The sequence below is a fragment of the Kitasatospora sp. NPDC089509 genome, from assembly GCF_044749365.1.
In the GTDB taxonomy this organism is placed as follows: domain Bacteria; phylum Actinomycetota; class Actinomycetes; order Streptomycetales; family Streptomycetaceae; genus Kitasatospora.
Map to the genome: position 1 here is coordinate 53503 of NZ_JBIVHS010000036.1, position 26067 is coordinate 79569.

General features: G+C 74.3%; 21 protein-coding genes. 13 read left to right on the forward strand and 8 right to left on the reverse strand.

What is annotated here, in order from left to right; all coding sequences use genetic code 11:
* The first annotated feature begins 197 nt into the window (after window positions 1-197).
* The 5 genes from mscL (at window position 198) to ACIP4P_RS41760 (ending at window position 6233) form a co-directional block, all read left to right on the forward strand.
* Complete coding sequence (gene mscL, locus ACIP4P_RS41740; protein WP_400928626.1) at window positions 198-647, forward strand: large conductance mechanosensitive channel protein MscL; 450 nt, start codon at window positions 198-200, stop codon at window positions 645-647.
* A gap of 479 nt (window positions 648-1126) precedes the next feature.
* Window positions 1127-1927: a DUF6643 family protein gene (locus ACIP4P_RS41745; protein ID WP_400928629.1), complete on the forward strand. Its 801-nt coding sequence runs from the start codon at window positions 1127-1129 to the stop codon at window positions 1925-1927.
* Between the two features lie 295 nt (window positions 1928-2222).
* A complete protein-coding gene (locus tag ACIP4P_RS41750) occupies window positions 2223-3107 on the forward strand; it encodes an MOSC domain-containing protein (RefSeq protein WP_400928632.1) in 885 nt (294 codons plus the stop codon).
* Window positions 3108-3385: 278 nt separating this feature from the next.
* A complete protein-coding gene (locus ACIP4P_RS41755) occupies window positions 3386-5869 on the forward strand; it encodes a right-handed parallel beta-helix repeat-containing protein (RefSeq protein ID WP_400928635.1) in 2484 nt (827 codons plus the stop codon).
* 55 nt (window positions 5870-5924) lie between these two features.
* Window positions 5925-6233 (forward strand): DUF6191 domain-containing protein, encoded by a 309-nt coding sequence (locus ACIP4P_RS41760; RefSeq protein ID WP_400928638.1) that lies wholly within the window; start codon window positions 5925-5927, stop codon window positions 6231-6233.
* Between the two features lie 100 nt (window positions 6234-6333).
* Here ACIP4P_RS41760 and ACIP4P_RS41765 read toward each other — a convergent pair whose 3' ends face one another.
* On the reverse strand, window positions 6334-7500 hold the full coding sequence (locus ACIP4P_RS41765) for a PLP-dependent cysteine synthase family protein (protein ID WP_400928641.1): 1167 nt from the start codon (window positions 7498-7500) through the stop codon (window positions 6334-6336).
* A 147-nt stretch (window positions 7501-7647) separates the two neighbouring features.
* Window positions 7648-8922, reverse strand: coding sequence for an ROK family protein (locus ACIP4P_RS41770; RefSeq protein WP_400928644.1), 1275 nt, complete (start codon window positions 8920-8922; stop codon window positions 7648-7650).
* A 17-nt stretch (window positions 8923-8939) separates the two neighbouring features.
* Between ACIP4P_RS41770 and ACIP4P_RS41775 the strand changes: the two genes are divergently transcribed.
* Together ACIP4P_RS41775 and ACIP4P_RS41780 are read left to right on the forward strand one after the other, a co-directional pair.
* Window positions 8940-10250: an MFS transporter gene (locus ACIP4P_RS41775; RefSeq protein ID WP_400928647.1), complete on the forward strand. Its 1311-nt coding sequence runs from the start codon at window positions 8940-8942 to the stop codon at window positions 10248-10250.
* 186 nt (window positions 10251-10436) lie between these two features.
* Entirely contained in the window at window positions 10437-11015 is a 579-nt protein-coding gene (locus ACIP4P_RS41780) for a HutD family protein (RefSeq protein WP_400928650.1), read from the forward strand.
* Window positions 11016-11128: 113 nt separating this feature from the next.
* On the opposite strand, the gene ACIP4P_RS41785 is transcribed toward ACIP4P_RS41780, so the two are convergent.
* Complete coding sequence (locus ACIP4P_RS41785) at window positions 11129-12109, reverse strand: esterase/lipase family protein (protein WP_400928653.1); 981 nt, start codon at window positions 12107-12109, stop codon at window positions 11129-11131.
* Between the two features lie 114 nt (window positions 12110-12223).
* Between ACIP4P_RS41785 and ACIP4P_RS41790 the strand changes: the two genes are divergently transcribed.
* Window positions 12224-13729 carry a PucR family transcriptional regulator gene (locus ACIP4P_RS41790; RefSeq protein WP_400928656.1) on the forward strand — a complete coding sequence of 502 codons (1506 nt, stop codon included), beginning with the start codon at window positions 12224-12226 and terminating at the stop codon, window positions 13727-13729.
* A gap of 128 nt (window positions 13730-13857) precedes the next feature.
* On the opposite strand, the gene ACIP4P_RS41795 is transcribed toward ACIP4P_RS41790, so the two are convergent.
* On the reverse strand, window positions 13858-14613 hold the full coding sequence (locus ACIP4P_RS41795) for a DapH/DapD/GlmU-related protein (protein WP_350516032.1): 756 nt from the start codon (window positions 14611-14613) through the stop codon (window positions 13858-13860).
* 205 nt (window positions 14614-14818) lie between these two features.
* On the opposite strand from ACIP4P_RS41795, the gene ACIP4P_RS41800 reads away from it, so the two are divergent.
* Window positions 14819-15628 (forward strand): maleylpyruvate isomerase family mycothiol-dependent enzyme, encoded by an 810-nt coding sequence (locus tag ACIP4P_RS41800; RefSeq protein ID WP_400928660.1) that lies wholly within the window; start codon window positions 14819-14821, stop codon window positions 15626-15628.
* Window positions 15629-15658: 30 nt separating this feature from the next.
* Here ACIP4P_RS41800 and ACIP4P_RS41805 read toward each other — a convergent pair whose 3' ends face one another.
* Window positions 15659-16432, reverse strand: coding sequence for an enoyl-CoA hydratase family protein (locus ACIP4P_RS41805; protein ID WP_350516034.1), 774 nt, complete (start codon window positions 16430-16432; stop codon window positions 15659-15661).
* 222 nt (window positions 16433-16654) lie between these two features.
* On the opposite strand from ACIP4P_RS41805, the gene ACIP4P_RS41810 reads away from it, so the two are divergent.
* From ACIP4P_RS41810 to ACIP4P_RS41820, 3 genes are all read left to right on the forward strand, one after another.
* Window positions 16655-17482 (forward strand): ATP-grasp domain-containing protein, encoded by an 828-nt coding sequence (locus ACIP4P_RS41810; protein ID WP_400928665.1) that lies wholly within the window; start codon window positions 16655-16657, stop codon window positions 17480-17482.
* A gap of 112 nt (window positions 17483-17594) precedes the next feature.
* Window positions 17595-18002 (forward strand): RidA family protein, encoded by a 408-nt coding sequence (locus ACIP4P_RS41815; RefSeq protein WP_400928668.1) that lies wholly within the window; start codon window positions 17595-17597, stop codon window positions 18000-18002.
* Window positions 18003-18343: 341 nt separating this feature from the next.
* Entirely contained in the window at window positions 18344-20614 is a 2271-nt protein-coding gene (locus tag ACIP4P_RS41820) for a glycosyl hydrolase family 18 protein (protein WP_400928671.1), read from the forward strand.
* 159 nt (window positions 20615-20773) lie between these two features.
* On the opposite strand, the gene ACIP4P_RS41825 is transcribed toward ACIP4P_RS41820, so the two are convergent.
* Window positions 20774-21967, reverse strand: coding sequence for a geranylgeranyl reductase family protein (locus ACIP4P_RS41825; RefSeq protein WP_400928699.1), 1194 nt, complete (start codon window positions 21965-21967; stop codon window positions 20774-20776).
* A 300-nt stretch (window positions 21968-22267) separates the two neighbouring features.
* Between ACIP4P_RS41825 and ACIP4P_RS41830 the strand changes: the two genes are divergently transcribed.
* On the forward strand, window positions 22268-23632 hold the full coding sequence (locus tag ACIP4P_RS41830; RefSeq protein WP_350516038.1) for a dipeptidase: 1365 nt from the start codon (window positions 22268-22270) through the stop codon (window positions 23630-23632).
* Here ACIP4P_RS41830 and ACIP4P_RS41835 read toward each other — a convergent pair.
* On the reverse strand, window positions 23608-24465 hold the full coding sequence (locus ACIP4P_RS41835; protein WP_400928675.1) for a DUF4184 family protein: 858 nt from the start codon (window positions 24463-24465) through the stop codon (window positions 23608-23610). The genes ACIP4P_RS41830 and ACIP4P_RS41835 overlap by 25 nt on opposite strands.
* 55 nt (window positions 24466-24520) lie before the next feature.
* Complete coding sequence (locus ACIP4P_RS41840) at window positions 24521-25588, reverse strand: NUDIX domain-containing protein (RefSeq protein ID WP_400928678.1); 1068 nt, start codon at window positions 25586-25588, stop codon at window positions 24521-24523.
* Between the last annotated feature and the right edge of the window lie 479 nt (window positions 25589-26067).

Genomic DNA, 26067 nt, shown 5'->3' on the forward strand with positions numbered 1-26067 from the left:
GCCGTCGGACGGCGAACGGCCGGTACGCGGAGGGCCCCGGCGCCGCCCGGGCGGGCCGGGCCCGGGGCGCGGGACGGTTACGCGGATCGGGTGAACGCGGTTGGACCTCGACCCCGGCAGGTCGGCAGGATGTCCGGCCGGGGCGCCCCTCGCGCTGCCCCATCTCCCCCTTCCCCGTTCGGATTTGGAGTCACCCGGTGTTCAAGGGATTCCGCAGCTTCCTGCTGCGCGGAAACGTGGTGGACCTCGCGGTCGGCATCGTGATCGGTGCGGCCTTCACCGCCGTCGTCACCGGGTTCGTCAGTGCCTTCCTCACCCCGCTGGTCGGGGTCGCCACCGGTGCGGTGGGCGACTTCACCCAGAAGACCTTCGAGGTGGGCGGCACCAAGTTCCCGTACGGCCTCTTCGTCAACGCGGTGATCGGGTTCGTGCTGGTCAGCGCCGTCATCTACTTCTGCGTGGTGGTGCCTGTCGGCAAGCTCCACGACCGCTTCGAGAAGAGCGGGCCCGCGCCGGTCGCCAAGGCGGACTGCCCGGAGTGCCTGAGCTCGATCCCGGCCGCCGCGACCCGCTGCTCGTTCTGCACCTCCGAGGTCGCCGCCCGGCCCGGGCTGCCGACGCAGTCCCAGGCGCTGCAGTCGCACTGACGACCCGACGGCGGTGTGCCCGGGGCGGGTTCGAGGCCGGCTGCGAGCCGGCCTCGGACGCCGGCTCCTGTCCGGTTCCGGGCCGGCTGCATGCCGGTTCCGGACCGGCTGCGCCCCGCTCGGACCTCGTCCGGATCACCCCTTCTGGGCCCTGACGGGAAATTTATTCCCCAAACATTCACGAGCCCCCGTCGCACCGTCGGCGGGGGCTCGAATGCGCCGGCGCACGCCCCGTGCGCAAAAGTTTCTCCACGAGGCCCTCGGGCGTCCACCGCCCGGTCACCGCAAGGTCTTCCGGCGGCCGCGTCCGGGCACTGTTCGATCACTGACGGGGCGCCAGACTTGTCCGGAACCGAGCGCCGTTATGTCCGTTCTTCCTACTTTCGAAACCTTTGTGCGGGCGAAGACTGTGTAAACACTCGAACTGCTCCCCCTCCCGCTCTCCTCAGCAGCCGCATTGTGGGCTTACCGTATGCCCCATGACCTCGCCCCGCTCCTACGACGGAGTCGGCTACCCCTCTCCGTCCTTCTCCTCCGGCACGCCGATCTACGACAGCCTCGTGGCTGAGCGCGGTGTCCCCCAGATCGCACCCATCAACGTGCCGGCCGCCCTCCCGCCGGCACTGTCCTCCGGTTACGGATCCGGCCTCGGCCAGTCCTACGAGAACCGGTACGGCAACGGGTACGAGAGCGCCGGCAGCAACCTCCCCGCGCTGCCGCCCGCCCGCCTCGCCCTGGGCCCCGGCCCGAGCAGCGGCCCCTCCGCCGGCCCGGCCACGGCGTACATCCCGGCGCAGCCCGCGCCCGCGTACGCCGCCGCGCCCCAGCCGCCCGTCCCCGGTTACGGCGCCCCCCAGCCGTACCAGCGGCAGCAGCCCCCGGCCCCGACCTTCGCGCAGACCGCCAGCGGTGGCTACCAGCCGACCGGCGGCCAGAGCTTCGGCGGCCAGAACACCTTCATCGGCCAGGGCGGCCAGCAGACCTTCGGCGCGCAGCCGACCGGTGGGCCGGCCGGTTTCGGCCAGGGCCAGCCCGGCAGCGCCCCGCAGGGCGGTCCGCAGAGCTTCGGCGGCCAGCAGTCCTTCGGCGGCCCGAACCCGGCCGGCCCCGGCTTCCCCGGCGGCCAGGGCGCCGACCAGGGCTTCGGCGGCGGCCAGCTGCGCCCGGCCATGGCGCCGGTCGCGCCGGTCCGCCCGATGCAGCCGCAGCGTCCGGGCCCGTACGGCGAGCCCGGCGGCTACCAGCAGGGCGGCTACCAGCCGCAGGGGCAGGGCTACTGAGCCACTGACCCGGGGCCGACCCCACCGGCCCGCACCCGCACCACCTGAACAGCACCCGGCGACCCCCGAGCGCCGGGCGAACGGAGAAACGGGTCATCCACGGACCGCCCGGAACGCCCCCCACGGCGTACCGGGCGGTCCGTGCGCGTACGGGGGGCACTGGGGTGTGCGGAGGGTCGGGCACCGGGTTGTGCGGCGGGTCGGGTGGCGGGAACGGACGGAGGACGCGGGCGGCGGGAAGCGGGCCGGGCCGGGGGCGTGCGACCGGCCGGAGCGCTGCTGGCAGGATGGGGGGATGCAGCTCACCGGACTCCACGTCCACCCCGTCAAGTCGATGTACCGCCTGAGCCCGGAAACCGCCGCGGTCCATCCCTGGGGTCTGGCCGGAGACCGCCGCTGGATGCTCGCCGACCCCACCGGGCGCTTCGTCAGCCAGCGCGAGAACACCGCCCTCGGACAGATCCGGGTCGGCCTGCTGCCCGACGGCGCGCTGGCGCTGACCGCGCCCGACGGCTCCCGGATCGAGGTCACCGCCCCCGCCGCCGACGCCGGCGACCCGGTCGCCGAGGTCGAGGTCTGGGGCACCCGCTTCCGCGCCGCCGAAGCCGCCAAGGAGGCGCACCTCTGGATCGCCGAACACCTCGGCGACTACCGCCTGGTGCACCTGGACGACCCGCGCGCCCGGCCGGTCGACCCCGAGTACGGCGCGCCCGGCGACACCGTCTCGATGGCCGACGGCTTCCCGCTGCTGCTCACCACCACCGGCTCGCTGGACCGGCTGAACGAGCTGATCGCCGCGGAGCAGGACGGGGACCCCGCCGGTCACCAGCCGCTGCCGATGGAACGTTTCCGCCCCAACGTGGTGGTCGGCGGCTCCGCGCCCTGGGCCGAGGACGGTTGGCGCCGGATCCGGATCGGCGCGCTCACCTTCAAGGTGGTCAAGCCCTGCGGCCGTTGCGTGATCACCACCACCGACCAGGAGACCGGCGAGCGGCGCGGCCCCGAACCGCTGCGCACCCTGGCCCGGCACCACAGGCTGCTGCGCAAGGCGGCGTTCGGCCAGAACCTGATCCCCGAGCGGCCCGCCGGTGTCGAGGGCGACGTGCTGGGCACGCTGCGGCTCGGCGACGACGTCGAGGTGCTGGAGGACGGGGCGCACTGGACCGCCGACGGGCGCTGAGCCGCCGTCGCGCCCTGGTCGGAGTTCCGCGCGCGGTCCGTCCGGGACGGAACTCCGGCTGTGCGCGCTCGTTGAAACAAGTGGTCGGAACCTGTGGCCGCGGTGGGCTCCCCCCGTGTCCGCCCGGCGGCGGACGGCCGGGCCGTCCCCCCGGACCGGTCCGGACGGGCGGACGGACCACCCGTCCGGGCGCGCTACGGTGGGCGGACGGCCCGCGCACCCCCGCGCCCACGGCCCGTTGATCGCCGGCACGACGAAGGTGGGGACGACAGATCGTCATGGCTGAGCACAGGGTTCGGGTCACCCAGGACAGCGCATCCCGCTGGCGCCGCCGCGCGGGCGAGTACGACACGCTCGCGGAGGCGCTGGCCGCCGCCGAGCCGGGCGACACCGTGACCGTCCGGCCGGGCACCTTCCGGGAGAACCTGCTGCTGGACAAGCCGGTGACGATCGTCCCGGCCCAGGGCCCGGGCACCGTCCGGATCGAGCCGGCCTCCGGGGTAGCGATCACCGTCACCGCCGCCGCGACCGTACGGGACCTGGTGGTCGAGGGCGGGGACAGCTCCACCCCCGCAGTCCTGGTCACCGGGCCGCAGGCGACGCCCTCCTTCAGCGGCTGCCGGATCGAGACCCGCTCCGCCACCGGGGTCGAGATCGTCGGCGGCGCCCGGCCCACCCTGCGCGGCTGCGTGGTCGCCAACCCGGGCGGACTCGGACTGCGGCTGCGCGGCGAGGGAACCGCCGCCGCCTTCGAGGACTGCGAGGTCGCCGCGGCCGGCCAGGCCGGGCTCGCCGTCCTCGGCGGGGCGACCGCCGCCCTGGACCGGTGCCGGGTGCACCACGCCTCCGGCGCCGGGGTGCTGCTCTCCGACCCGGGCAGCGCCGCCGAGCTCACCGGCTGCGAGATCTACGAGATCCGCGGCAGCGGCGTGCAGGCCGAGGCGCAGGCCGGCGGACGGCTGGTCGACTGCGACATCCACCGGGTGACCGGCAACGGCCTGACCCTGGACGGCGAGGCCGAACTGGTGCTCACCGGCTGCCGGGTGCACGACCTCCCGGAGAACGGCGCCGACCTGCGCGGACGCGCCAAGCTCAGCCTTGTCAACAGCACCGTGCGGGACTTCGGCCGCGGGGCGCTGTCGGTCTGGGACCAGGGCACCGAAGCGGCCGCCGAGTCCTGCCAGATCCACGGCTCCTCCGGCGAGTACCCGGCGCTGTGGGTCAGCGACGGCGCCCGACTCACCCTCACCGACTGCTCCCTGCACGACCTGCCGGACGCCCTGTTCGTGCTCGACCGGGACTCCGCCGCCGTCGCCCAGGGCTGCTCGTTCAGCCGGATCCGCAGCTCGGCGGTCTCGGTCAGCGGCGGGGCCACCGTCTCGCTGGCCTCCTGCCGGGTGCAGGAGGCCGGGACCGGGCTCTGGTTCCGCGACCACGGCAGCGGCGGGCTGCTCACCGACTGCGAGATCTCCGACGTCGCCACCGGGGTGATCGTCACCAAGGGCGCCGACCCGGTGCTGCGCGAGTGCACCGTACGGGCCAGCACGGACGCCGGGGTGTACGTCTCGGCGCAGGGCCGGGGCACCTTCGAGGACTGCCGGGTCTCGCACGGCAAGGGCTTCGGCTTCCACATCATCGACGGCTGCCGCACCCAGCTCACCCGGTGCCGGGCGGAACAGAACGAGCGGGCCGGGTTCGAGTTCTCCGAACCGGGGCCGATCGCGGAGGGCTGCACCTCGGACGACGTGGCCCGGACCGGTGCGGCCGGCCCGACCGGCTCCGGACTGCCCGAGCTGCCGACCCCGAGGTCTCCCCAACTATCGCCCACGGCTCCGGCGTTGACCGCCGCCTCGCTGACCTCGGCGGTCGCCGGATCGACTCCGGCCGGCGTGGCCCCCTCGGCCGCGTCGACGGCGACGTCCGCGATCGGGCCGATCCCGGACTGCCGGCCGGCCGACGAGGCGCTCGCCGAACTGGACTCACTGGTCGGACTGGCCACCGTGAAGCAGGAGGTGCGCACCCTGATCGACCTGATCTCGGTCGGCCGCCGCCGCCGCCAGGCCGGACTCAAGGCGCCCTCGCTGCGCCGGCACCTGGTCTTCACCGGCGCCCCCGGCACCGGCAAGACCACCGTCGCCCGGCTGTACGGCGAGATCCTCGCCTCGCTCGGGGTGCTCCAGCGCGGACACCTGGTCGAGGTGGCCCGGGTCGACCTGGTCGGCGAGCACATCGGCTCCACCGCGATCCGCACCGCCGCCGCCTTCGACCGGGCCCGCGGCGGGGTGCTGTTCATCGACGAGGCGTACGCGCTCGCACCGGAGGACGGCGCACGGGACTTCGGACGCGAGGCCATCGACACCCTGGTCAAGCTGATGGAGGACCACCGGGACGAGGTGGTCGTCATCGTGGCGGGCTACACCGCCGAGATGGAACGCTTCCTGTCCGCCAACCCCGGTGTCTCGTCGCGCTTCTCACGGACCATCACCTTCCCCGACTACACGGCGGACGAGCTGCTGGAGATCGCCCGGGCGCAGTGCGCGGAGCACGAGTACGCACTCGGCGAGGCGACCGGGGCCGCACTGCTGGAGCACTTCGCCCGACTGGAGCGCGGCCCCAACTTCGGTAACGGGCGCACCGCCCGGCAGGTCTTCGAGACCATGGTCGAACGGCACGCGGTGCGGGTGGCGGCGCTGGCCGACCCGTCCACGGAGGAGCTGCAGCTGCTGATCCCGGCGGACCTGCCGACCGCGCCGCTGCCGTAACGTCGGGTCCCAGGGCGCGGGAACTCTCTTACCGCGACGGGGCGTTGGGGCGGACATGGGCATGCTTCTGACGGGTGCCGCGGGCGGACTGCTGCTGCCGGCGGGGTTGGTGGTGCTGTTCTTCCTCGGCGCGGTGGCACGACGCCTGCGCACCCGACACGCCGCACCCGGTGAGCGCGGCGCGGGCGCGACCGCGACGGAGGAGCTGCACGCGCTGCTGTACCCGAGCAAGCGGGTGCAGCTCGAACAGCGGCGGGTCGAGCTGGTGCTGCGGGACGACGAGCACGACGGTGCGCCGAAGCGGACGGGGATCGACCTCGCGAACGGGCGGGCGGTGATCCGGCGGCGGGGTGCGGGCGGGTAGCGGGAAGCCCGGAGCGGGTGGCTGGCGACAAGTGACAGAGTTCAGATAACAGATGTTGAAATCTGTTATCTGAACTCTGTTTGTTGTTCGCTGTTCGCTGTCAGCCCGTCCAGGCGCCGCCGGCCAGGAAGGACTCCATCACGGCCCGGTACGGCGCGATGTCGATCCGCTCACCGGCCAGCCAGTCGTCCGAGTAGTACTTGTCCAGGTAGCGGTCCCCCGGGTCGCAGATCAGGGTGACCACGCTGCCGGTCCGGCCGGCCGCCCGCATCTCGGACACGATCCGCAGCGCGCTCCACAACCCCGTCCCGGTGGAGGCCCCGGCCTTCTTCCCGAGTACCCGTTCCAGCACCCGCACCGCGGCGATCGAGGCGGCGTCCGGCACCTTCATCATCCGGTCGATGGCGCCCGGCACGAAGCTCGGCTCCATCCGCGGCCGCCCGATGCCCTCGATCCGGGAGCCGCTCGCGCACACGGCGTCCGGGTCGTGGTCGACCCAGCCGTCGAAGAAACAGGAGTTCTCCGGGTCCGCGACGCAGATCCGGGTGTCGTACTGCATGTAGTGCACGAAGCGGGCGATGGTCGCCGAGGTGCCGCCCGTCCCGGCGGTGGCGACGATCCAGGCCGGCTCGGGGTGCGGCTCCAGGCGCAGCTGGGCGAAGATCGACTCGGCGATGTTGTTGTTGCCGCGCCAGTCGGTGGCCCGCTCGGCGTAGGTGAACTGGTCCATGTAGTGCCCGCCGGTCTCCTCGGCGAGCCGCGCGGAGGCCTCGTACACCTCGTCCGAGCGGTCGACCAGGTGGCACTCCCCGCCGTGGAACTCGATCAGGTCGATCTTGGCCTGGCTGGTGCTCTTCGCCATGACGGCGATGAACGGCACCCCGATCAGCTGGGCGAAGTACGCCTCCGAGACGGCGGTCGAGCCGCTGGAGGCCTCGATGACCGGCTTGCCGGGGCGGATCCAGCCGTTGCAGAGCCCGTAGAGGAAGAGCGAGCGGGCCAGCCGGTGCTTGAGCGAGCCGGTCGGGTGGGTGGACTCGTCCTTGAGGTAGAGGTCGATCCCCCACTCGGCCGGCAGCGGGAAGCGCAGCAGGTGGGTGTCGGCGGAGCGGTTGGCGTCGGCCTGGACCTTGCGCACCGCCTCCTTGAGCCAGGCGCGGTACTGCTGGTCGGAGCGGTCGACGTCGCCGGTCGGCCGAACGTCGCCGGTCGGCTGGACCGCGCCGGTCGGCTCGGTGCCGAGGCTTCCACCGGACTGGGTGCTCATGGTCACTACTCCCTCGTTGCGGCCCCCCGCTGCTCACTACGAGTGTACGAGTGTCACGATAAGTGACCGTTTCCCGAGGCCCAGGTTCCGCTTATCGCCGCTCCTGCCCCTCGGATCCCGCTCCGGCCGGCCCGCCCGGCCCCAGCGCTACACCGGCACCGACTGCGGGTCCGCCAGGTACGGCCCCCAGCCGAGCTCGGCCGCGCCCGCGAGCGCGCCGTGCGCCAGCTCCGCGCCGACGATCGGCACCCGTCCGCTGCGCCCCCACAGGCTGCGGTCGGCGACCACCGCGCGCAGCCGGTCCGGAGCCGCCTCCAGGAGGTCGAGGTGGAGTCCGCTGAGCACCACCCGGTCCGGGTTGAGGATGTTGACGACCCCGGCCAGTCCGAGTCCGAGCCGGTCGATCACGTGCTCCACCGCGGCCCGCGCCCGCTCGTCGGTCGCGGCCGCCCAGCACAGCTCGCGGGCCTGGTCGAGCAGTGGGCGCCCCGGCTCCGGGGTGAGGCCCGCGGCGGCGAACAGCGCGTCCGGGTCGGTCTCGGAGTTCAGGCAGCCGCGGTTGCCGCACACGCAGGGGCGGCCCTGCGGGTCGACGGTGAGGTGGCCGACCTCCAGGGCGAGCCCCGCGCTGCCGGTGTGCAGGTGGCCGTCGATCACCAGCGCGCCGCCGACGCCGCGGTGGCCCGAGGTGACGAACAGCAGGTGCCGGGCGCCGCGACCGGCGCCGTGCCGGTACTCGGCGAGCGCGGCGAGGTTGGCGTCGTTGGCGATAGCGGTGGGCAGCGGGTGCACCGCCTTCGGGCCGTGATCGGCCCGGCCGACCTCGACGTCGTACAGGTCGGCGACCGGGGTGCCGCTGGGCCAGGCGAAGTGCAGGGCGGCGAGCGCGGTGCCGTCCGGTTCGGTGACCGGGTTGGGCAGCGCGAGCGCCGCGGCCAGGCAGCGGCGACCGGTCGCGCGGGCCAGTTCGGCACCCGCCTGGGCGACGGCGCGCAGCATCCGGACCGGGTCGGTGGCGGCGGGCAGCGGCAGGTGGACGGGCGGGTCGAGGAGTCCGCCGAGGCCGGCCAGGGTCACGCTCAGCCCGTCGGCGTGGATCTGGCCGGCGACCACGACCGGGCCCTGGGGGTCGATCGCCAGCCGGTGCGAGGGCCGGCCGCGACCGCCGCCGGCCGGGCGGGAGTCGACGGTGATCAGACCGAGCGCCTCCAGTTCGGCCGTGACCGCGCCGGCGGTGGCCCGGGTGACGTCCAGCGCGCGGGTGAGGGCGGACCGGGTCGGGGTCTGCCCGGTGTGGATGAGCGAGAGCGCAGGTCCGAGCAGCGTCCGACCGCGGTCGGGGGCCGCGCGGCGATGGGCGTCGCGCTGCGCGTCGGCATCGGTCCCGGAGCGGGGCCGCGGGCTTGAAGGTGAGAGCTGCACGCCCCTATTGTGACTTTGTGCCGCTTCGAAACAAAATCCGTTCCCACCGCCACGCCGACCACTCCCCCACACAGTCTCTCAGCACACCCCCGGTCGCCGACAGGCCCTGGGGGCCCGCGCGGCTCGCCCTCACCGCCTTCTTCGCCGTCGACGGCTTCCTCTTCGCCGCCTGGGTCGTCCGAATTCCGGACGTCCGCAGCCAGGTCAGCGCCTCGCACAGCGCCCTCGGACTGGCCCTGCTCTGCCTCTCCATCGGCGCCGTACTCACCATGCCGGTCGTCGGCAGACTCTGCCTCCGGTACGGCTCGCGGCCGGTCACCGTCGGCTCGCTCGCCGTGCTCGGCCTCGCCGTACCACTGCCCGCGCACGCCCACTCGGTGCTCTCGCTCGGCGCCGTACTGCTGCTGTTCGGCGCTGGGTACGGCGGCGCCAACGTCGCCATGAACAGCGCCGCCGTCGACCTGGTGGCACAGCTGCGACGGCCGGTCATGCCCAGCTTCCACGCCGGGTACAGCCTGGGCGGACTGCTCGGCGCGGGCTTCGGCGGACTGCTCGCCGACCGACTCACCACCGCGTGGGCGCTCGCGCTCGGCGGGCTGCTCGGGCTGGCCGTCACCGTCGGCGCGGGCGTCGTCCTGCTGCGCAGCCCGGCGGCGCCGATGGTCGTGCCGGAGCGCTCGGACGGAGGCTCGGCCCCGGATTCCGCGCCGGGGACGGGTTCCGCATCGGGGACAGGCTCCGCGCCGGAGACTCGCTCCGCATCGGGCGCGGCGGACCGCCCGGGCGGGGGGCACGTCCGGCTGCTGGTGCTGCTGCTCGGGCTCACCGCGCTGTGCACGGCGTACGGGGAGGGCGCGATCGCCGACTGGACCACCCTCCACCTCACCGACGACGTCCACGCGAGCGCGGGAACGGCCGCCGCCGGGTACGCCGCTTACGCCTTCGCCATGACGAGCGGTCGGATCGGCGGGACCTGGCTGTCCATCCGGCTGGGCCAGAACCGGCTGATGCTGTTCGGCGGGCTGACCGCAGCAGCCGGGATGCTGCTCGCCGCCCTGGCACCCTCGGTGCCGCTGGCGGTCGCCGGGTTCGTCCTGGTCGGCCTCGGGCTGGCGAACCTGTTCCCGCTCGCGATCGCGCGGGCCGGTGCGGCGGGCGGGCCGCAGGGCGTCGCGCTCGCCTCGACGCTCGGGTACGGCGGGATGCTGATCGGGCCGGTGGTGATCGGGTTCCTCGCCGACGCGGCCGGACTGCCGCTGGCCCTGACCACGGTCGCGATCGCGGCCACGGCGGCGGCCCTGCTCCCGCCGACGGTGGGACGGCGCTGACAGGTAGCGGTAGCGGATGGCAGCGAACAGGTGACGAATGACAGATGACGGATAACAGATTTCAGTCTCTGTTATCCGTCATCTGTTTGTTGTTCGCTGTTTGTTGTTCGCTGTTCGCTGCTCGCCGCCACCCCCGCAGCACCCGGCACTGCCGGATCCGCCCGGCAAGTGGCAGGATGCGGCCCCATGACCACCACCGGACGCATCCAGGTACTGCGGGCGAACGAGCGCCCGGCCACCGCATGGCTCAACGGGGGCGGGGTGACCAGGGAGGTCGCCGGGTTCCCCGTCGGGGCCGGGCTGGGCGAGTTCGACTGGCGGGTGAGCCTCGCCGACGTCGCCTCGGCCGGCCCCTTCTCGCCGTTCCCCGGCATCGACCGGGTGATCACCCTGGTCGAGGGCGCGGGAATGGCTCTCACCGTGGACGGCGCGGTGCAGTCGATCGACACCCCGTTCCGGCCCTTCGCCTTCCCCGGTGACGCCACGACCGACTGCCGACTGCTCGACGGTCCGGTGGTGGACTTCAACGTGATGACCCGCCGGGGCCGGGTCGAGGCCACCGTCGACCTGCGCACCGGGCCCGGCAGCGTCCAGGTCCCGTCGGCGGCGACCGTCCTGCTGGTGTGCCTGGCCGGTTCGGCTGCCGTCGACGACCTCGAACTGTCCCGCTACGACGCCGCGTTGCTCGACGCCCCCGGCGCCCATCAGCTGCGACCCGACGGGGTCGCCGCCGCGATCACCTTCCGTACGGTCACCACCCGCTGACCGCCGGACTGCCTGAACGTCCGGCTGCCCAACTGCCCTACTGCCCAACTGCCCGAACGACGCGCTGCCCGTGCCCCGGAGCGACCGGGGGCACGGGCAGCCGCGGCAAGGGCTCAGCCGCAGAACACCGGTGTGGCGTGCGCCGGGTCCAGGGCGTTGGTCACCAGGTGCAGCGCCGTCGGCGAGAACGCGATCGCGACGTGCTCGGCGAGCGTGACCGGGCAGTGGTCCTGGAGCACCTCGTTGTCCACGTCCGGCCCGTTCAGGAACTGGGTCCGCCAGGGGGTGACGACCTCGTCGTACACGGTGGAGATCACCGTGTAGTGCACCCCCGGCACGGTGTCCGGCCGGGAGGCCATGGTGGCGTTGAAGTCGGAGCCCACCGCCTGGTCGCGGCAGGCCTGGCAGACGGTGTAGATCAGGTCGGCCACGCCGGGGAAGTACGGCGCCAGCTTGGTGATCCCGTCGAGGGTGGTGCCGTGGTTGGACGGCGCCAGGCCGACCATCCGGTCCACCTTCGAGGCCCCGCCGAGGAACTTGAGGTAGTAGTTCGGCAGCATGCCGCCCTGCGAGTGACCGACGATGTCGACCTTGGCCGCACCGGTCGCACCGCGCACCAGGTCGACGAAGTGGGCGAGTTGGGCCGCCGAGGCGGGCACCGCTCCGAGGCCGCCGATCGGCAGCAGCAGACCGCTGCCGGTGGAGGTGATGCCGGGGATGGTGCCGTAGTCGAGGGCGAAGACGCAGTACCCGAGGCCCTTCAGCAGCGGGGAGAGCGCCAGCCAGTTCTCGTAGCGGTTGGCGAAGGTGCCGTGCACCAGCACCACCGGGTCGGGGTGCGCGGCGGACGGCCGGCAGCTCCAGTCGTTGGCGCCGGGCGGCGAGGCCACCGAGTCGCCGTCGGGCGGGAGTTCGGCCGCGGCGGTGACGGCCTGGTTCGCGGTGACGGCCGGGTTCGCGGCGGCGACCGGCGCCGCCGTGGCGGGAGCCGCCGCACCGACCAGCAGCGCGCCCGCCAGGACGGCCGCGCCGAGGGCCCCGCCGAGCCGACGGCGCACGGGAGTTGCGGGGAAGCGGAGAAGTGGGGTTCTCAACTGTTGCCTCCACAGCAGAAGTTTGTTACCAACAGGTAACCCGAGTGGCTCAATGATGCGGTCGCCCCTCCGGCCCGGCCCTTGGGCGTTCCCCAGACCTGGACGGTGTTCTCTGTGACCGGTCACAACGCGCCCCACTGCACCCCCACGAGCCGCCCGGCCGAAGCCTTCGCCGCGCAGCCCCCCGGATCCCCCACGGAGGCCGCCGACCGCCCCTCCCCCTGGCGCGCCCCGGTGATCGGCGGACTCCCCGCCGACCAGCGACTCCTCGGCGGCGCGCGCGAGTTGGCCGCGAGCGTGGTCGCCGCCCTGCTGGACCGCGTGCCGGTCTACCGCCGGCTCCCCCGGGAGCAGCTCGGCGGTGAACTCACCCGGGACACCGAGCGCCGGATCCGCACCCTGGCCCACGCCGTCCGCACCGGAGTGCCCGCCCCCGCCGAGGAGTTCACCGCCGTACGGGAGGCCGCCGCCCGCCGGGCCGAGGAGGGCCTGCCGCTGGACGCCGTCCTGCTCGCCCACCACCTCGGCATGGAGGTCTGCTGGGAGTTCCTCACCCGGGACGCCCACGCCGGTGACGCCGCCGACCTGCTGCTGCTCAACCGCCTGCTGCTCGACCAGCTCCGCCGGGCCTCCACCGCCGCCGGCACCGGCTACCTGGACGGTCAGCGCTCGGCCGTCGACCGGCGGTCCTCCGCCCGGCAGTCCCTGCTCACCGCGCTGCTCGCGGGCACCCCCGCCGAGGAGGCCGCCGCCCGGGCCGGAACCGGGCTGCCGGCCGGCTACGCGGTGCTCTGCCTGTCCTTCGCCGACCACCCGGACGAGCACTTCCCCGGCATCGACCCGGGCATCGCCGCCCGCCGCAAGGTCCGCCGCTTCGGCGCCGAACTCGACCACCGCACCCGGCAGTCGGCGCTCAGCACGCTCACCCCGACCGGCGGCCTGGTCCTCGTCCCGCTGCCGACCGCACCGGACCACTCCACCGCACCGGACCACTCCACCGCACCGGACCGCCCCGCCGCCTCGGATCGCACCGCCATCTCGGAGCACATCACCGCCCCGGGCCGCACCACCGCACCGGACGACTTCGCCGCCTCGGGCCACTCCACCGTCCAAGCGTTCGACGGAACCGCCGAGGAGGCCTGGCCACAGCTCACCGCCGCCCTCGCCGCCGCGGCCCGCGCCGCCGGGGTGCCCGTGCTGGCCGGAGCGGCCGCCGCGGTCCCCGCCGAGGTGCCCGGCGCCGCCGCCCTCGCGTACGAAGTCCTGGACGTCGCCCGGGCGTTCGGCCGCCCGCCCGGACTGCACCGACTCGACGACGTGCTGCTGGAGTACCAGCTCACCCGGCCCAGCCGAGCCCGCTCCCGGCTCGCCGCGCTGATCGAACCGCTGGCCGACGCCGGGGAGTTGCTCACCACGCTGCGCACCCACCTGGCCGGCGGCCTCAACCGCCGGCACACCGCGAACGCCCTGCACCTGCACCCGAACACCGTCGACTACCGGCTGCGCCGGATCGCCGTCCTGACCGGCCTGGATCCGGCCCGCCCCGCGGACGTCCTGCGGATCACCGCCGCGATCGCCGCCCGGACCGCCGAGCAGTCGACCCCGGCAGGCGGCTGGTGAGGACGCGACGCCCGCACCACCGGTAACAGCGGCACGGGCACGTCAACCGCCGCTCCGGGCTCAGCGGTTCAGCCTCGTACAGGCTCAGCAGTTCAGCCTCGTACGGGCTCACGGCCGGCCGGGCGGTCTCAGTCCCGCTCCCCCGGCAACCGCAGGTCCCATCCCACCAGGGCGCGCAACTGCTCCGCCGTCACGCCGTCCGGCACCGGCTGGGGCGGCTCGTGGCGCAGCGGCGGCTGCCAGCCCTCCTGTTCGGTCCAGCGGCGGACCACCTTGGCCGGGGCCCCGGCGACCACGCTGTGGTCGGGCACCTCGCCACGCACCACCGCGCCCGCCGCGACCACCACGTTGCGCCCGATCCGGGCGCCCGGCATGATCACGGCGCCGGTGCCGATCCAGCTGCCCGCGCCGATCTCCACCGGCTCGTTGCGCGGCCACTGCTTGCCGATCGGCAGCTCGGTGTCCCGGTACTCGTGGGCCTGGTCGCTGACGTACACGCCGGGCCCGGTCCAGACGTCGTCGCCGATCACGATCGACTGGTGGCCGACGATGTGGCTGTCCCGGCCGATGACGCAGCCGCCGCCGATCCGCACGATCGGCTCCGGCCCGAGGTCGAGCCCGGGCAGGAAGCCCGCGCTGATGGTGACCCGCTCGCCGATGATCGAGAACGGCCCGATGGTGATCCACTGCTCGTTGAAGACCGCCCCGGGCGGGAACGCCAGTGTGGTGCCGTCACCCAGTTCGCCGAACCGGTACGGGCCGGGGTTCCGGTTGGTCACCGCGCCGTTCCGCTGCATCCAGCGCCAGCCCCGGTGGACGAGGCGTCCGGCGGCCCGGCGGCCACCGTCCCGAACGGCGGAGAGAAGGGAACGGGTTATCGGCATGCGCTCACGTTACCGGCCCGTAGCGTCGGTCCGTCCGCCGGGAGTCCGACATCACACGCGCCTCGCGACCCCCTTCCGCACCGCCGCCACCCCGGCCTCCGGCCCCCACGACCGTCCGGTATCCGGCACCGAGAGATCCGCACCGCGAGACACAGCCGTCCGAAAACCGCCACCGATGTCAGTGCCCGCTGGCAGACTCCGACCCATGGAGATCATCGAGCACCTCGACGCGCTGCGCCGCGAGGGCGCCCTGCTGGCCGAGGCCGCCGCCCGCACCGACCTCACCGCCCCCGTCCCGACCTGCCCGGACTGGCAGCTGCGCGACCTGCTGCTCCACACCGGCAAGGTCCACCGCTGGGCCGCCGCCTACCCCCGGCAGGGCCTGCGGACGGTGCTGGACGACGCGGGCGAGCAGGCCGTCTTCGGCCCGGAGCCCTCGGACGCCGCGCTGCTCGACTGGTTCCGCGAGGGCCATGCCGCACTGGTGACGACGCTCTCCGAGGCCCCGGCCGACCTCGACTGCTGGACCTTCCTGCCCGCGCCCAGCCCGCTGGCCTTCTGGGCCCGGCGCCAGGCGCACGAGACCGCCGTCCACCGCTTCGACGCCGACGCGGCCGCCGGTGTGGCCGGCCCGGCGGTGGACGCCGCGTTCGCCTTGGACGGCATCGACGAACTGCTGCGCGGTTTCATGCTCCGCGGCCGGCCGACGGTGCACAGCGGCAGCCCGCGCACCATCCGGATCCGGACCACCGACGGCCCCGGCTCCTGGCACCTGACTCTCTCCCCCGAGCCGCTCGCCGTCACCACGGAGGAGCGCCCGGAACCCGCCGACCTGACCGTCACCGGCCCTGCCCACGAGCTCTACCTGCTGCTCTGGAACCGGCTGACGACCGAACAGGCCGAACAGGCTGGACAGGCCGCACGGCCCGCACAGCTCGGTCAGGCCGAGCAGCTCGAACTCAGCGGCGACCGCACCCTGCTCGACCTGTGGCGGGACGGCGCGGCAGTGCGCTGACCCCGCCCCGCCGTAGCCGTACGGGTCGACTCAGCGCACCCAGGCGGCCGGCCGCTTCTCCAGGAACGACCGCATCCCCTCCTGCGCCTCCGCCGACCCGAACAGCCGCGCCGACAGCTGCACCAACTCGTCCGCGTCCCGCTGGAAGGACCGCACCACCTCGGCGTTGGCCAGCCGCTTCGACTCCGCCAAGCCCTGCGGCGAGCCCTGGCGCAGCGCGTCCAGCAGGCCCTTGAGCACCACTCCGGTGTCCTCGGTGGATTCGGCCGCCCGGGTGATCAGACCGATCCGGGCGGCCTCGACGGCATCGAAGACCTCGCCGGTGAGGTAGTAGCGGGCGGCGGCGCGCGGCTCCAGCTTGGGGCGCAGCGGCAGCGAGATGACGGCGGGCGCGAGGCCGAGCCGGACCTCGGTGAAGGCGAAGGTCGCGGCCGGTCCGGCGACCGCGAGGTCGGCCGCTCCGATCAGGCCGAGGCCGCCGGCCCGGGCGTGCCCGTCGAGTACGGCGATCACCGGCTTGCTGCAGTCCACGATCGCCTTCTGCAGCTCGACCAGGCCGCGCGGGCCGACCGTCGGGTCCGCGCCGGTCGCCTCGGAGAGGTCCGCTCCCGCGCAGAACACCTTGCCGGTGTGGGTGAGCACGACCGCGCGGACGTCCCGGTTCGCTGCGGCCACCGCGAGTCCGGCGTGCAGCTCGGACATCAGCCGGGAGGACAGCGCGTTGCGGTTGTGCGGCGAGTCGAGGGTGAGCGTGGTGACGGCGTCGGCGGTGCTGACGCGGACGAGGGGCTCTGCGCTGGTCATCGGTGCGGGCCTGCCTTCCGGCTGAGGGTGGGTCGGACTGCGGGCGCGGTCCGGGGTGCCCGGACCGCGCCCGCACGACTCTGGCACGCCCACCCGCCCCTCGGCCAGAGCCGCTCGCCGACCGGTGGCGGGGGCCGTCCGGCCGCCGGCGGCGCGGGCCTTGCCGCGGCCGGACCGAAAACCGCTGGTGGCGGCCGTCGGCCAGCGGGCAGCATGGTCGGCATGAGCGGCCCGACCATCGACCCGAGCACGGCGACCACCGACACCCCGGTCCTGCTGCTCGCCCCACGGATCAACGAGACCGGCCTGCAGCTGCGCACCGCCGCCGGGTTGCGCGGCCTGCGGGCGCACACCGCCGCCTCCTGGCGGGCGCCGCGCGAGCTGCTCGGCGCGGCGGTGCACGTGTACGGCGGGCCGCTGTTCGCCGACGCGGTCGGCCGGGAGCTGGGCCTCGCCCTGCTGGAGCCGGCCGAGGACTGGCTCGCCCGGCTGCCGCGCGCGCTGACCGGGCGACGGGTGTCGGCGGCCACGCTGGCCGAGGCCCGTACGCTGCGCGGGCCGGCGTTCGTCAAGCCGCCGGCCGACAAGCTGTTCGCCGCCCGGGTCTACCCGGACGGCGGGGCGCTGCCCGGGCCCGAACTGCTGGACGGTGACACCCCGGTGCTGGTCAGCGAGGTGGTGCGGTTCCGCACCGAGTACCGGCTGTTCGTCCTGGACGGCGCGGTGCGCACCGGCTCGCGCTACGCGGTGGACGGCGACCTCGCCGTCGCGCCGCTCGGGCCGGACGGTCCGGAGGTGCTGGCCTTCGCCCGCGAGGTGCTGGCCACTGCGGCCGGGCGGGCGCCGCTGCCGAGCGCGGTGGTGGTGGACGTCGGGCGGACGGACCACGGCTGGGCGGTGGTCGAGGCCAACGCGGCCTGGGCCAGCGGAGGTTACGCCGCCGATCCGGACCGCGTCCTGGACGTGGTGCTGCGCTCCTCCGGTCCGGTGGCCCAACTGCCGGTCGAGGACGTGCCGTTCCTCCGCGAGCTGCCCGAAGTGGTGCACTGACCGGCCGGTTGGACGCTCACCTGCCGACTGTGCGTTCACCTGCCGGTTCGGCACCGGCCGGGACCAGTCGACGCTTGCGGCACCGACGGCCGATGGCGCACGATCGTCCACCATGACCACCACGCACCTCACCCACATCACCGAACCGCCCGGCGTCGCCCCCGGAACCGGCTACACCCACGTCGTCACCGGCAGCGGCCGGCTGGTCCAGGTCTCCGGTCAGGTCGCGTTCGACGAGCACCGGAACCTGGTCGGCGCGGGCGACCCCAAGGCCCAGGCCCGCCAGGTCTTCGAGAACCTGCGCCGCTGCCTGGCCGCCGCCGGGGCCGACTTCTCCGACGTCGTCAAGTTCACCTTCTTCATGACCGACATCAGCTACCTCTCGGCCATCCGGGAGGCCCGCGACGAGTACCTGGGCGATCTGCCGCTGCCGGCGGCCTCCGCGATGCAGGTCGCGGCGCTGTTCCGCCCCGAGGTGCTGATCGAGATCGAGGCAATGGCCGTCGTCAAGGAACGGTGACGTCCCACCCGACGCACCGACCCGACACACCGAGCCGACCCGGCTCACCCGGCGACCAGCCGCGCCTCCCGCCGCCCCGCCGTCCCGCCGTCCGGCCCACCGGACGGCGGGACCCGTCGCCGGGCCTGCCGCCGCCCACCCTCCCCGGAGCCGCCCCAACTCCCCAGTGGTACAGACCTGTTGACGCATTGGTCCAGTCCTCCTACAGTGCCCATGCCCCGCCTCCCCACGGCGCGGGCATCGATCGCCCACGGATCACCGCCGGTTCTACGCCACCCTGTCCAACCCCCACAGCCACAGGGAGAACCATGTCCGCTCGATCCCGGGCGGGACGCCCCCGCATGCGCGGCAGACTGCTGACGCTGCTGGCCGTCCTGCTCCTCCCGCTCGCCGCACTGACCGCGCTCGCCGCCCCCGCGAGCGCCGCCGGCAAGCTCACCGCCACCTTCGCCACCACCGACAACGGCTCCTGGTGGCAGGGCACGTACATCGTCCACAACGACAACGACACCGCCGTCTCCGGCTGGTCCCTGGAGTTCGACCTCCCGGCCGGCGTCACCATCGGCAACACCACCAACGGCACCGCGACGGTCAACGGCCGGCACGTCACCGCCACCGCCGCCTACTACAACGCGACCGTCAACGCCCACAGCACCACCGAGCCGTACAGCTTCTGGTTCGTCGGCAACGGCCCGGTCTCCACCCCGCTCAACTGCCGCATCAACGGCGACAAGTGCGACGGCACCCCCGACGTCCCACCGTCCGCGCCGGGCACCCCCACCGTCACCGACCCGACCGCCCACACCCTGACGCTGAGCTGGCCGGCCGCCACCGGCGGCGACTTCCCGGTCGCCTCCTACGACGTGCTGAGCGGCACCACCGTGCTCGCCTCCAGCCCCACCGCCAACGCCCTGGTCACCGGACTCACCCCGGCCACCTCGTACACCCTGGCCGTCCGGGCGAAGGACAGCCGCGGCAACACCGGCCCGCTCAGCGCGCCCGTCACCGCCGCCACCTTCGACCCGTCCACCGACACCGTCCCGCCGACCGCACCGACCAACCTCCGTGCCACGGCGGTCGGTTCCTCCGACGTGACGCTCGCCTGGGACGCCGCCACCGACAACGTCCGGGTCGCCGCGTACGACGTCTACCGGGGCACCACCCTGGTCACCACGGTCGGCGGCGGCACCCTGACCGCGGCCGTCGGCGGCCTCTCGCCGTCCACCGCCTACACCTTCACGGTGAAGGCCCGGGACCCCGCCGACAACACCTCACCCGCCTCCGCCCCGCTCGCCGTGACCACCGCGGACATCGTCGGCGCCGGGAAGTACGCCCGGGTCGGCTACTTCGTCCAGTGGGGCATCTACGGCCGCCAGTACTTCGTGAAGAACCTCGACACCTCGGGCAGCGCCGGCAAGCTCGACATCATCAACTACGCCTTCGAGAACATCGATCCGGTCAACCTGACCTGCCTCGCGGGCGTCACCAAGGGCACCAGCAGCAACCCGGAGGACCCGGACCAGGGCACCGGTGCCGGCGACGCGGACGCCGACTACGCCCGCCCGATGAGCGCCGACCAGTCCGTGGACGGCGTCGCCGACGACGGCTGGGGCAAACTCCGGGGCAACTTCAACCAGTTGAAGAAGCTCAAGGCCAAGTACCCGAACCTGAAGGTGGTCGTCTCGCTCGGCGGCTGGACGTACTCCAAGTACTTCTCCGACGCGGCCGCCACCGACGCCTCCCGGCAGAAGTTCGTCAAGTCCTGCGTGGACACCTGGATCAGGGGCAACCTGCCCGCCTACAACGGCGCCGGCGGCGACGGCACGGCGGCCGGGATCTTCGACGGCATCGACCTCGACTGGGAGTGGCCCGGTTCCGGCGACGGCCACCCGGGCAACCACTGGAGCGCCAACGACAAGGCCAACCTGACCCTGCTGGCGGCCGAATTCCGCAAGCAGCTCGACGCGTTGGGCGGCCCGCACAAACTGCTCACCGCCTTCACCCCGGCCGACCCGGCGAAGGTCGCGGCCGGCTGGGACCTCGGCAACGTCTTCAACTCGCTCGACATCGCGAACGTCCAGGGCTACGACTTCCACGGCTCGGGCAGCGACAACTCCTGGGAGCCCAACCGCACCGGCCAGGCCTCCAACCTCTACCAGGACCCCAACGACCCCTACCCCTTCCACTTCAGCGTGGACACGGCCGTGCAGACCTACCTCAACGCCGGGGTCAACCCGCGCAAACTGACCATCGGCTTCCCGTTCTACGGGCGGGGCTGGCAGGGCGTGGCGGACGGCGGCGCCAACGGCGCCTGGCAGAGCGCGAACGGCGCCGCACCCGGCCAGTTCGCCGAGGAGGCGGGCACCCGCGGGTACAACAACCTCATCACGGGCGTACCCGGCCTCACCGTCTACCACGACCCCAAGTCCGTTGCCACGTACGGCTACACGGGCGCCAACGGGCAGTGGTGGACCTTCGACGACGCCTGGTCGATCGCCCAGAAGACGGCCTACCTCAAGTCGAAGAACCTGCTCGGCGGGATGATCTGGGAGATGTCCGGCGACACCCCGTCCGGCAGCCTGATGACGGCCATCGACACCGGGCTCCACTGACCCTCGGCCCCGACCGGCCACCCCCACGAGGCAACCGGGCGAACCAGGGCCGGTGCCCCCTCCCGATCCCGTCGGAGGGGGCACCGGCCCGGACCGTCACCGCGACCGGCAAGCGCAAGCGCGACCCACGACCCGCAACCCGCAAGCACGACCCGCACGTTACCGCGCAGCCATCGCCATCAGCTTGCGCGCCGCCCGGTTCTGCCGCAGCACCTGGGCGAAGCTGGTGTGCCCCTGGGTGGTCCGGGCGAACGCCCGCCAGGCCGCCGGCACCAGGCAGACCGCCGCGTGGAACAGGTACGGCCGACGCTCGAAGGCGCCCAGCAGCTGCTTGCCGGCGCGCATCTCCACGCCCAGCCCGGCCTTGATCGCGAACGCGTAGTTCAGCGCCTCGCGCCGCACCGCCGCCGCGTCCCCCGCCTCGGCGACCCGCACCGCCCACTCGCCGGCCAGCCGGCCCGAGCGCAGCGCGTACGAGATGCCCTCGCGGGTCCACGGCTCCAGCAGCCCGGCCGCGTCCCCGGCGACCAGAATCCGGCCGCGGGAGAGCGGCGAGTCCTCGGCCCGGCAGCGGGTCAGGTGCCCGGACTCGACCCGCGGGGTGAAGCCGGACAGGCCCAGCCGTCGGATGTAGTCGGCGAGGTACTGCTTGGTCTGCTCGCCGTCGCCGCGCGCCGAGATCACGCCCACGGTCAGGCTGCTGGTCTCGGTCTTCGGGAACACCCAGCCGTAACTGCCGGGCAGCGGGCCCCAGTCGAGGTGGATCCGGCCCGACCAGTCGGCGGCGACCTGCGGCGGCACCGGGATCTCCGCCTCCAGGCCGAGGTCGATCTGGTCGAAGGTGACGCCCACGTGCCGCGCGATCCGGCTGGCGCTGCCGTCCGCGCCGACCACCGCGCGGGCCTCGAAGGTGCGCCCGTCCGCCGCCGTCACCAGCGCCGTCCGGTGCTCGCCGCCGCGCTGCTCGACGCCGGTGACGGTCACCCCGGTGACCAGCACCGCCCCGGCCTGCTTGGCGGACTGCACCAGGCGCAGGTCGAACTCGTCCCGGTTGACCAGCCCGAACAGCATCCGCTTGGCGCGGCGGGTGCGGGTGTACCGGCCGTCGTAAGCGAAGGTGACGGCCGACACCCGGTCCTGCAGCGGCAGTTCGAAGTTCGGCGGCAGGCTGTCCCGGGAGGGGCCGATGATGCCGCCGCCGCAGGTCTTGTAGCGGGGGTGCTCGGCCTTGTCGAGCAGCAGCACCCGGCGGCCCTGCGCGGCGGCGGCCTGCGCGGCCGAGGCCCCGGCCGGTCCGGCGCCGACCACCACGACGTCCCAGACGCCGTCCTGCGGCCGGGACGCCGCCGCCAGCGGACCGCTCCCGTCGGACGGAGCGTCGAGCGGGCTGTCCGGCCCGCTGTCGGGCCGGCCGTCGAGCGGGCCGTCGAGCGGGCCGTCCTCGTCGAGCGGGCTACGGGAATCAGGGCTTCCGGAGTCAGTCACGTCGACCAATCCTATGCGTCCGGCCACCGGCCGGGACGCCGCACCACCCACCGACCCGCGAGCTCCCCGGAAGCTCCCCCAGGGACTCCGCCTATGATCGGCGGTACCCCAACCGACCGTACTCCGCCCGCACCACCCCCAGGGCGGACCGCCCCCTCCGGAGCCCCGATGTCACAGCCCCTGGCCGACGCCGTCCGGTCCCTGATGGACCGTGCCCGCACCGACCTCGCCGAGCTGGTCGCCTTCCCGTCGGTCGCCGACCCGCGCCAGTTCCCGGTCGAGGAGTGCCAGAAGGCCGCGCAGTGGGTCGCCGAGGCCTTCGCCGCCGAGGGCCTGACCGGCATCCGGCTGCTGGACACCCCGGACGGCACCCAGTCCGTCTACGGCGAGCTGGCCGGCCCCGAGGGCGCCCCGACCGTCCTGCTCTACTCCCACTACGACGTCCAGCCCCCGCTCGACGAGGCCGGCTGGGACAGCCCGGCCTTCGAACTGACCGAGCGTGACGGCCGCTGGTACGGGCGCGGCGCCGCCGACTGCAAGGGCAACATCCTGATGCACCTGACCGCCCTGCGGGCGCTGCGCCAGGTGTACGGGGACGGCTACCCGGTCAGCCTGAAGATCATCGTGGAGGGCTCGGAGGAGCAGGGCACCGGCGGCCTGGAGCGCTACGCCGAGGCCCACCCCGAGCTGTTGACCGCCGACGCCATCGTGATCGGCGACACCGGCAACTTCGCCCCCGGCCTGCCGACCGTGACCGCCTCGCTGCGCGGCATGACGGTGGTCGAGGCCTCGATCACCACGCTGGCCGGCAACCTGCACTCCGGTGCCTTCGGCGGCGCCGCCCCGGACGCACTGCAGTCGCTGATCGGGGTGCTCGCCTCGCTGCACGACGAGAACGGCGACGTCGCGGTCCCCGGGCTGGCCTCCGACCGGACCTGGGAGGGCGTGCAGTACCCGGAGGAGCAGTTCCGCGCCGACGCCAAGGTGCTCGACGGCGTCGCCCTGACCGGCACCGGCACCCTCGCCGACCGTCTGTGGGCCCGCGCCTCCGTCACCGTCCTCGGCATCGACTGCCCGCCGGTGATCGGCGCCACCAACTCCGTGCAGTCCGCCGCCAAGGCCCTGATCAGCGTGCGCGTCCCCCCGGGCACCAGCGCGGACGCCGCCCAGGACGCCCTGGTCGCCCACCTGGAGGCGCGGGTCCCGCTCGGCGCCCGGCTGACGGTCGAGCGCAAGGGCACCGGTGCCCCGTTCCGCGCCGACACCACCGGCCCGGCCTACGAGGCGATGGGCGAGGCGATGGCCGAGGCCTTCGGCACCCCGATGGTCACGGCCGGCGAGGGCGGCTCGATCCCGCTCTGCAACACCCTGCAGACGCTCTACCCGCAGGCCGAGATCGTGCTGATCGGCGTCGAGGAGCCGACCACCCAGATCCACGCCGTCAATGAGAGCGTCGACCCGCTGGAGCTTGAGCGGATGGCCCTCACCGAGGCCCTGTTCCTCCGCCGCTACGCCGAACTGCGCGCCGTCTGACGGGAGTTCGCACCGGTCCTGGGCCGCCCGCCACGCCAGCGGCGGGCGGCCGCGACCACCGCCGCGTAGCCGACCGCGCCCACCGCGAGCCCGGCACCGGCACCGAAGCACACCTCCGGGACGACGTTGCGCCGCAGCGGGCTCAGCCGGTGCAGCACCCCGGCCGCGGTGGCCGCGCCCAGCGCGGCGACCGCCACCCGCCGGGTCCGCGGCGCGAGCCGCACCGCCGGGCGCACCGGCTCGACCGCCCGGACCGTCCGCGCCGCCCAACCGCCCAACGCGGCCAGTGCGAGCGCCGAACTCCCGTACTGCAGCGCCTCGTGCACCGCGACGCCGGCCACCTGCCGGTCCAGTACAGGCAGCAGCCGCGCACCCAGCCGGCCGCCGTGGGTGAAGGCGTCCCAGCCGACGTGGGTGAACGCGCCGACCGCCGCCGAGGCCGCGAACCAGGCCGCGTCCGTGCCCCGGACACCGGACGCCGCGTCTCCCGGCCGGACACCGGAGGCCCCGTCTCCCGGGCCCCGCCGGACCGTCAGCGCCTCCACGCCGCCCGCCCACCGCTCGGGCAGCAGCCCCACCAGCGGCGCCCGCAGCAGCCCGTGCCACCCCGCCACCAGCACGCCGGCGATCGCCACGTCCACGGTCGGCACGGCCCACCAGGCGTGCGTCAGCCCGCCGTGCCGGTACACCCCGGGCAGCAGCGACTCGGCGAAGAACGGCACGTCGGGCGCCATCGACCCGGCCACCAGTGCCGAGGCCACCAGGGGCCCGCGCTCCCCGGCGGCGCGCAGCAGGGGCAGGACGGCGGCGGGATGGCTCAACGTGAACGGCATGCCCCCATCCTGACGCCCGCACCGGCCGCCCCACCAACCGGGTCCACGCCCCGCGCTACGCGGCGTCCGCCGTACTCGCCAGCCCGAGCGCGACCCGGGCCCCCGCCTCCAGGTACCGCAGCTCCCCGCTGCGCCGGGCCTCCAGCGCGGCGGCGAGCCGCCGGTAGCGGCTCGGCGGCAGCAGGTCGGCCGCCTCGTCCAGCGTGACGAACCGGCAGCCGCGCAGCTCCTCCTGCTGCAGCAGCAGGTTCTGCCGTCCGGCGTCGTCCAGCAGCCCGCCGTCGTACATCAGCCGCAGGCCGCCGCGGCGCGGGCCGGTGCGCGGCTCCCAGTCGACGGCGAGCAGGCGCAGCACGGTGGGGTCGAGCCGCAGGCCGAGTTCCTCCGCGGTCTCGCGCAGGGCGGCGTCGGTGGGGGCCTCGCCGCGTTCGACGACGCCGCCGGGGAAGTCCCAGTCGGGCTTGTAGACCGGGTCGACCAGCAGTACCCGGTCCTGCTCGTCGAAGAACAGCACGGCCGAGGCCACGGTGTCCCCGGTGGGGTCCGGGGACTGGACGATCGGGCAGCGCGCGTCGCCGACCCGGACCAGCTCGGCGATCCGGTGCGCGGTCTCGCGCGGGGTGAGCGCGCCGGTGTCGAGCATCCGGGCGTCGCCGACCAGCCAGCGGCGGGCGGCCCGGTAGCGGGGCAGGTGCTCCAGGCACCAGCTGCGGACCCGCTCGCTGGCCTCCGGATCGCCGGGGCACTCCACGCGGTGCGCGATGCGGTCACGCAGGATCGTTTCTTCTGGATCCAGCACGAAGTGGTGCACCGTGATCCCGTGCGCGGCGAGATCACCGAAGATCTCGTCCCGGTAGTCCTCTCTGAGCAGGGTCATCGGCACCACCAGCGGTCCGCCGACCTCGCCGAGCAGCGCGGCCGCCGTCTCCGGCACCAACCGCCGCCAGGCCGCGAGGTCCTGGTAGTCGGACACCGTGGCCAGTCGGTCGGCCGGGAGCATCCGGCGCAGTCCGAAGCCCACCAGCTCGGGATCGAAGAGCACGCTCCCGGGCAGCAGTTCCACCAACTCGCGGCAGGCACTCGTCTTGCCCGCCCCGAATGTGCCATTGACCCAGACGATCACAACGTCCCCTGCCCTCGACTTGCCCCGATGCCGTTCGCACCGGGCAGCGCCCCCGTCGGCCGAACCAGCGCCACCCGTGGTGGTACCCGCGCCAAGCCGCTCCCCAAAACTGCTCGCCGCGCCCGCCCGCGCGCCCCGGCCCGCCCCTTGACAGGGGCATGTGCCCAGGCCACGGGCCCGGTACGGAAAAATGGGGACCGGCCGACATCAAAGCCGCACCCTGCCACCACTGCTTGCGCACAGGAAGTCGGACCGGCCGACTTCCGGCGCGCGCCCCGCCCGTACGCCGTCCGCGCCTCCCCTGCGCCCTTCCGCTCCCCCCTTGCCGTCCTCCCCCGCACCGCGCGGGGGGGGCCGGGCGGGGGGGGCGGGGGCCCCCCCCCCCCCCCCCCCCCCCGGAGGGGCGGCCCCCCCCCCCCCGAGGGCGGGGTGGTAACCCCGGGGGTGACCCCGGGACGCGGGAGCGGGGCGGGGGCGGC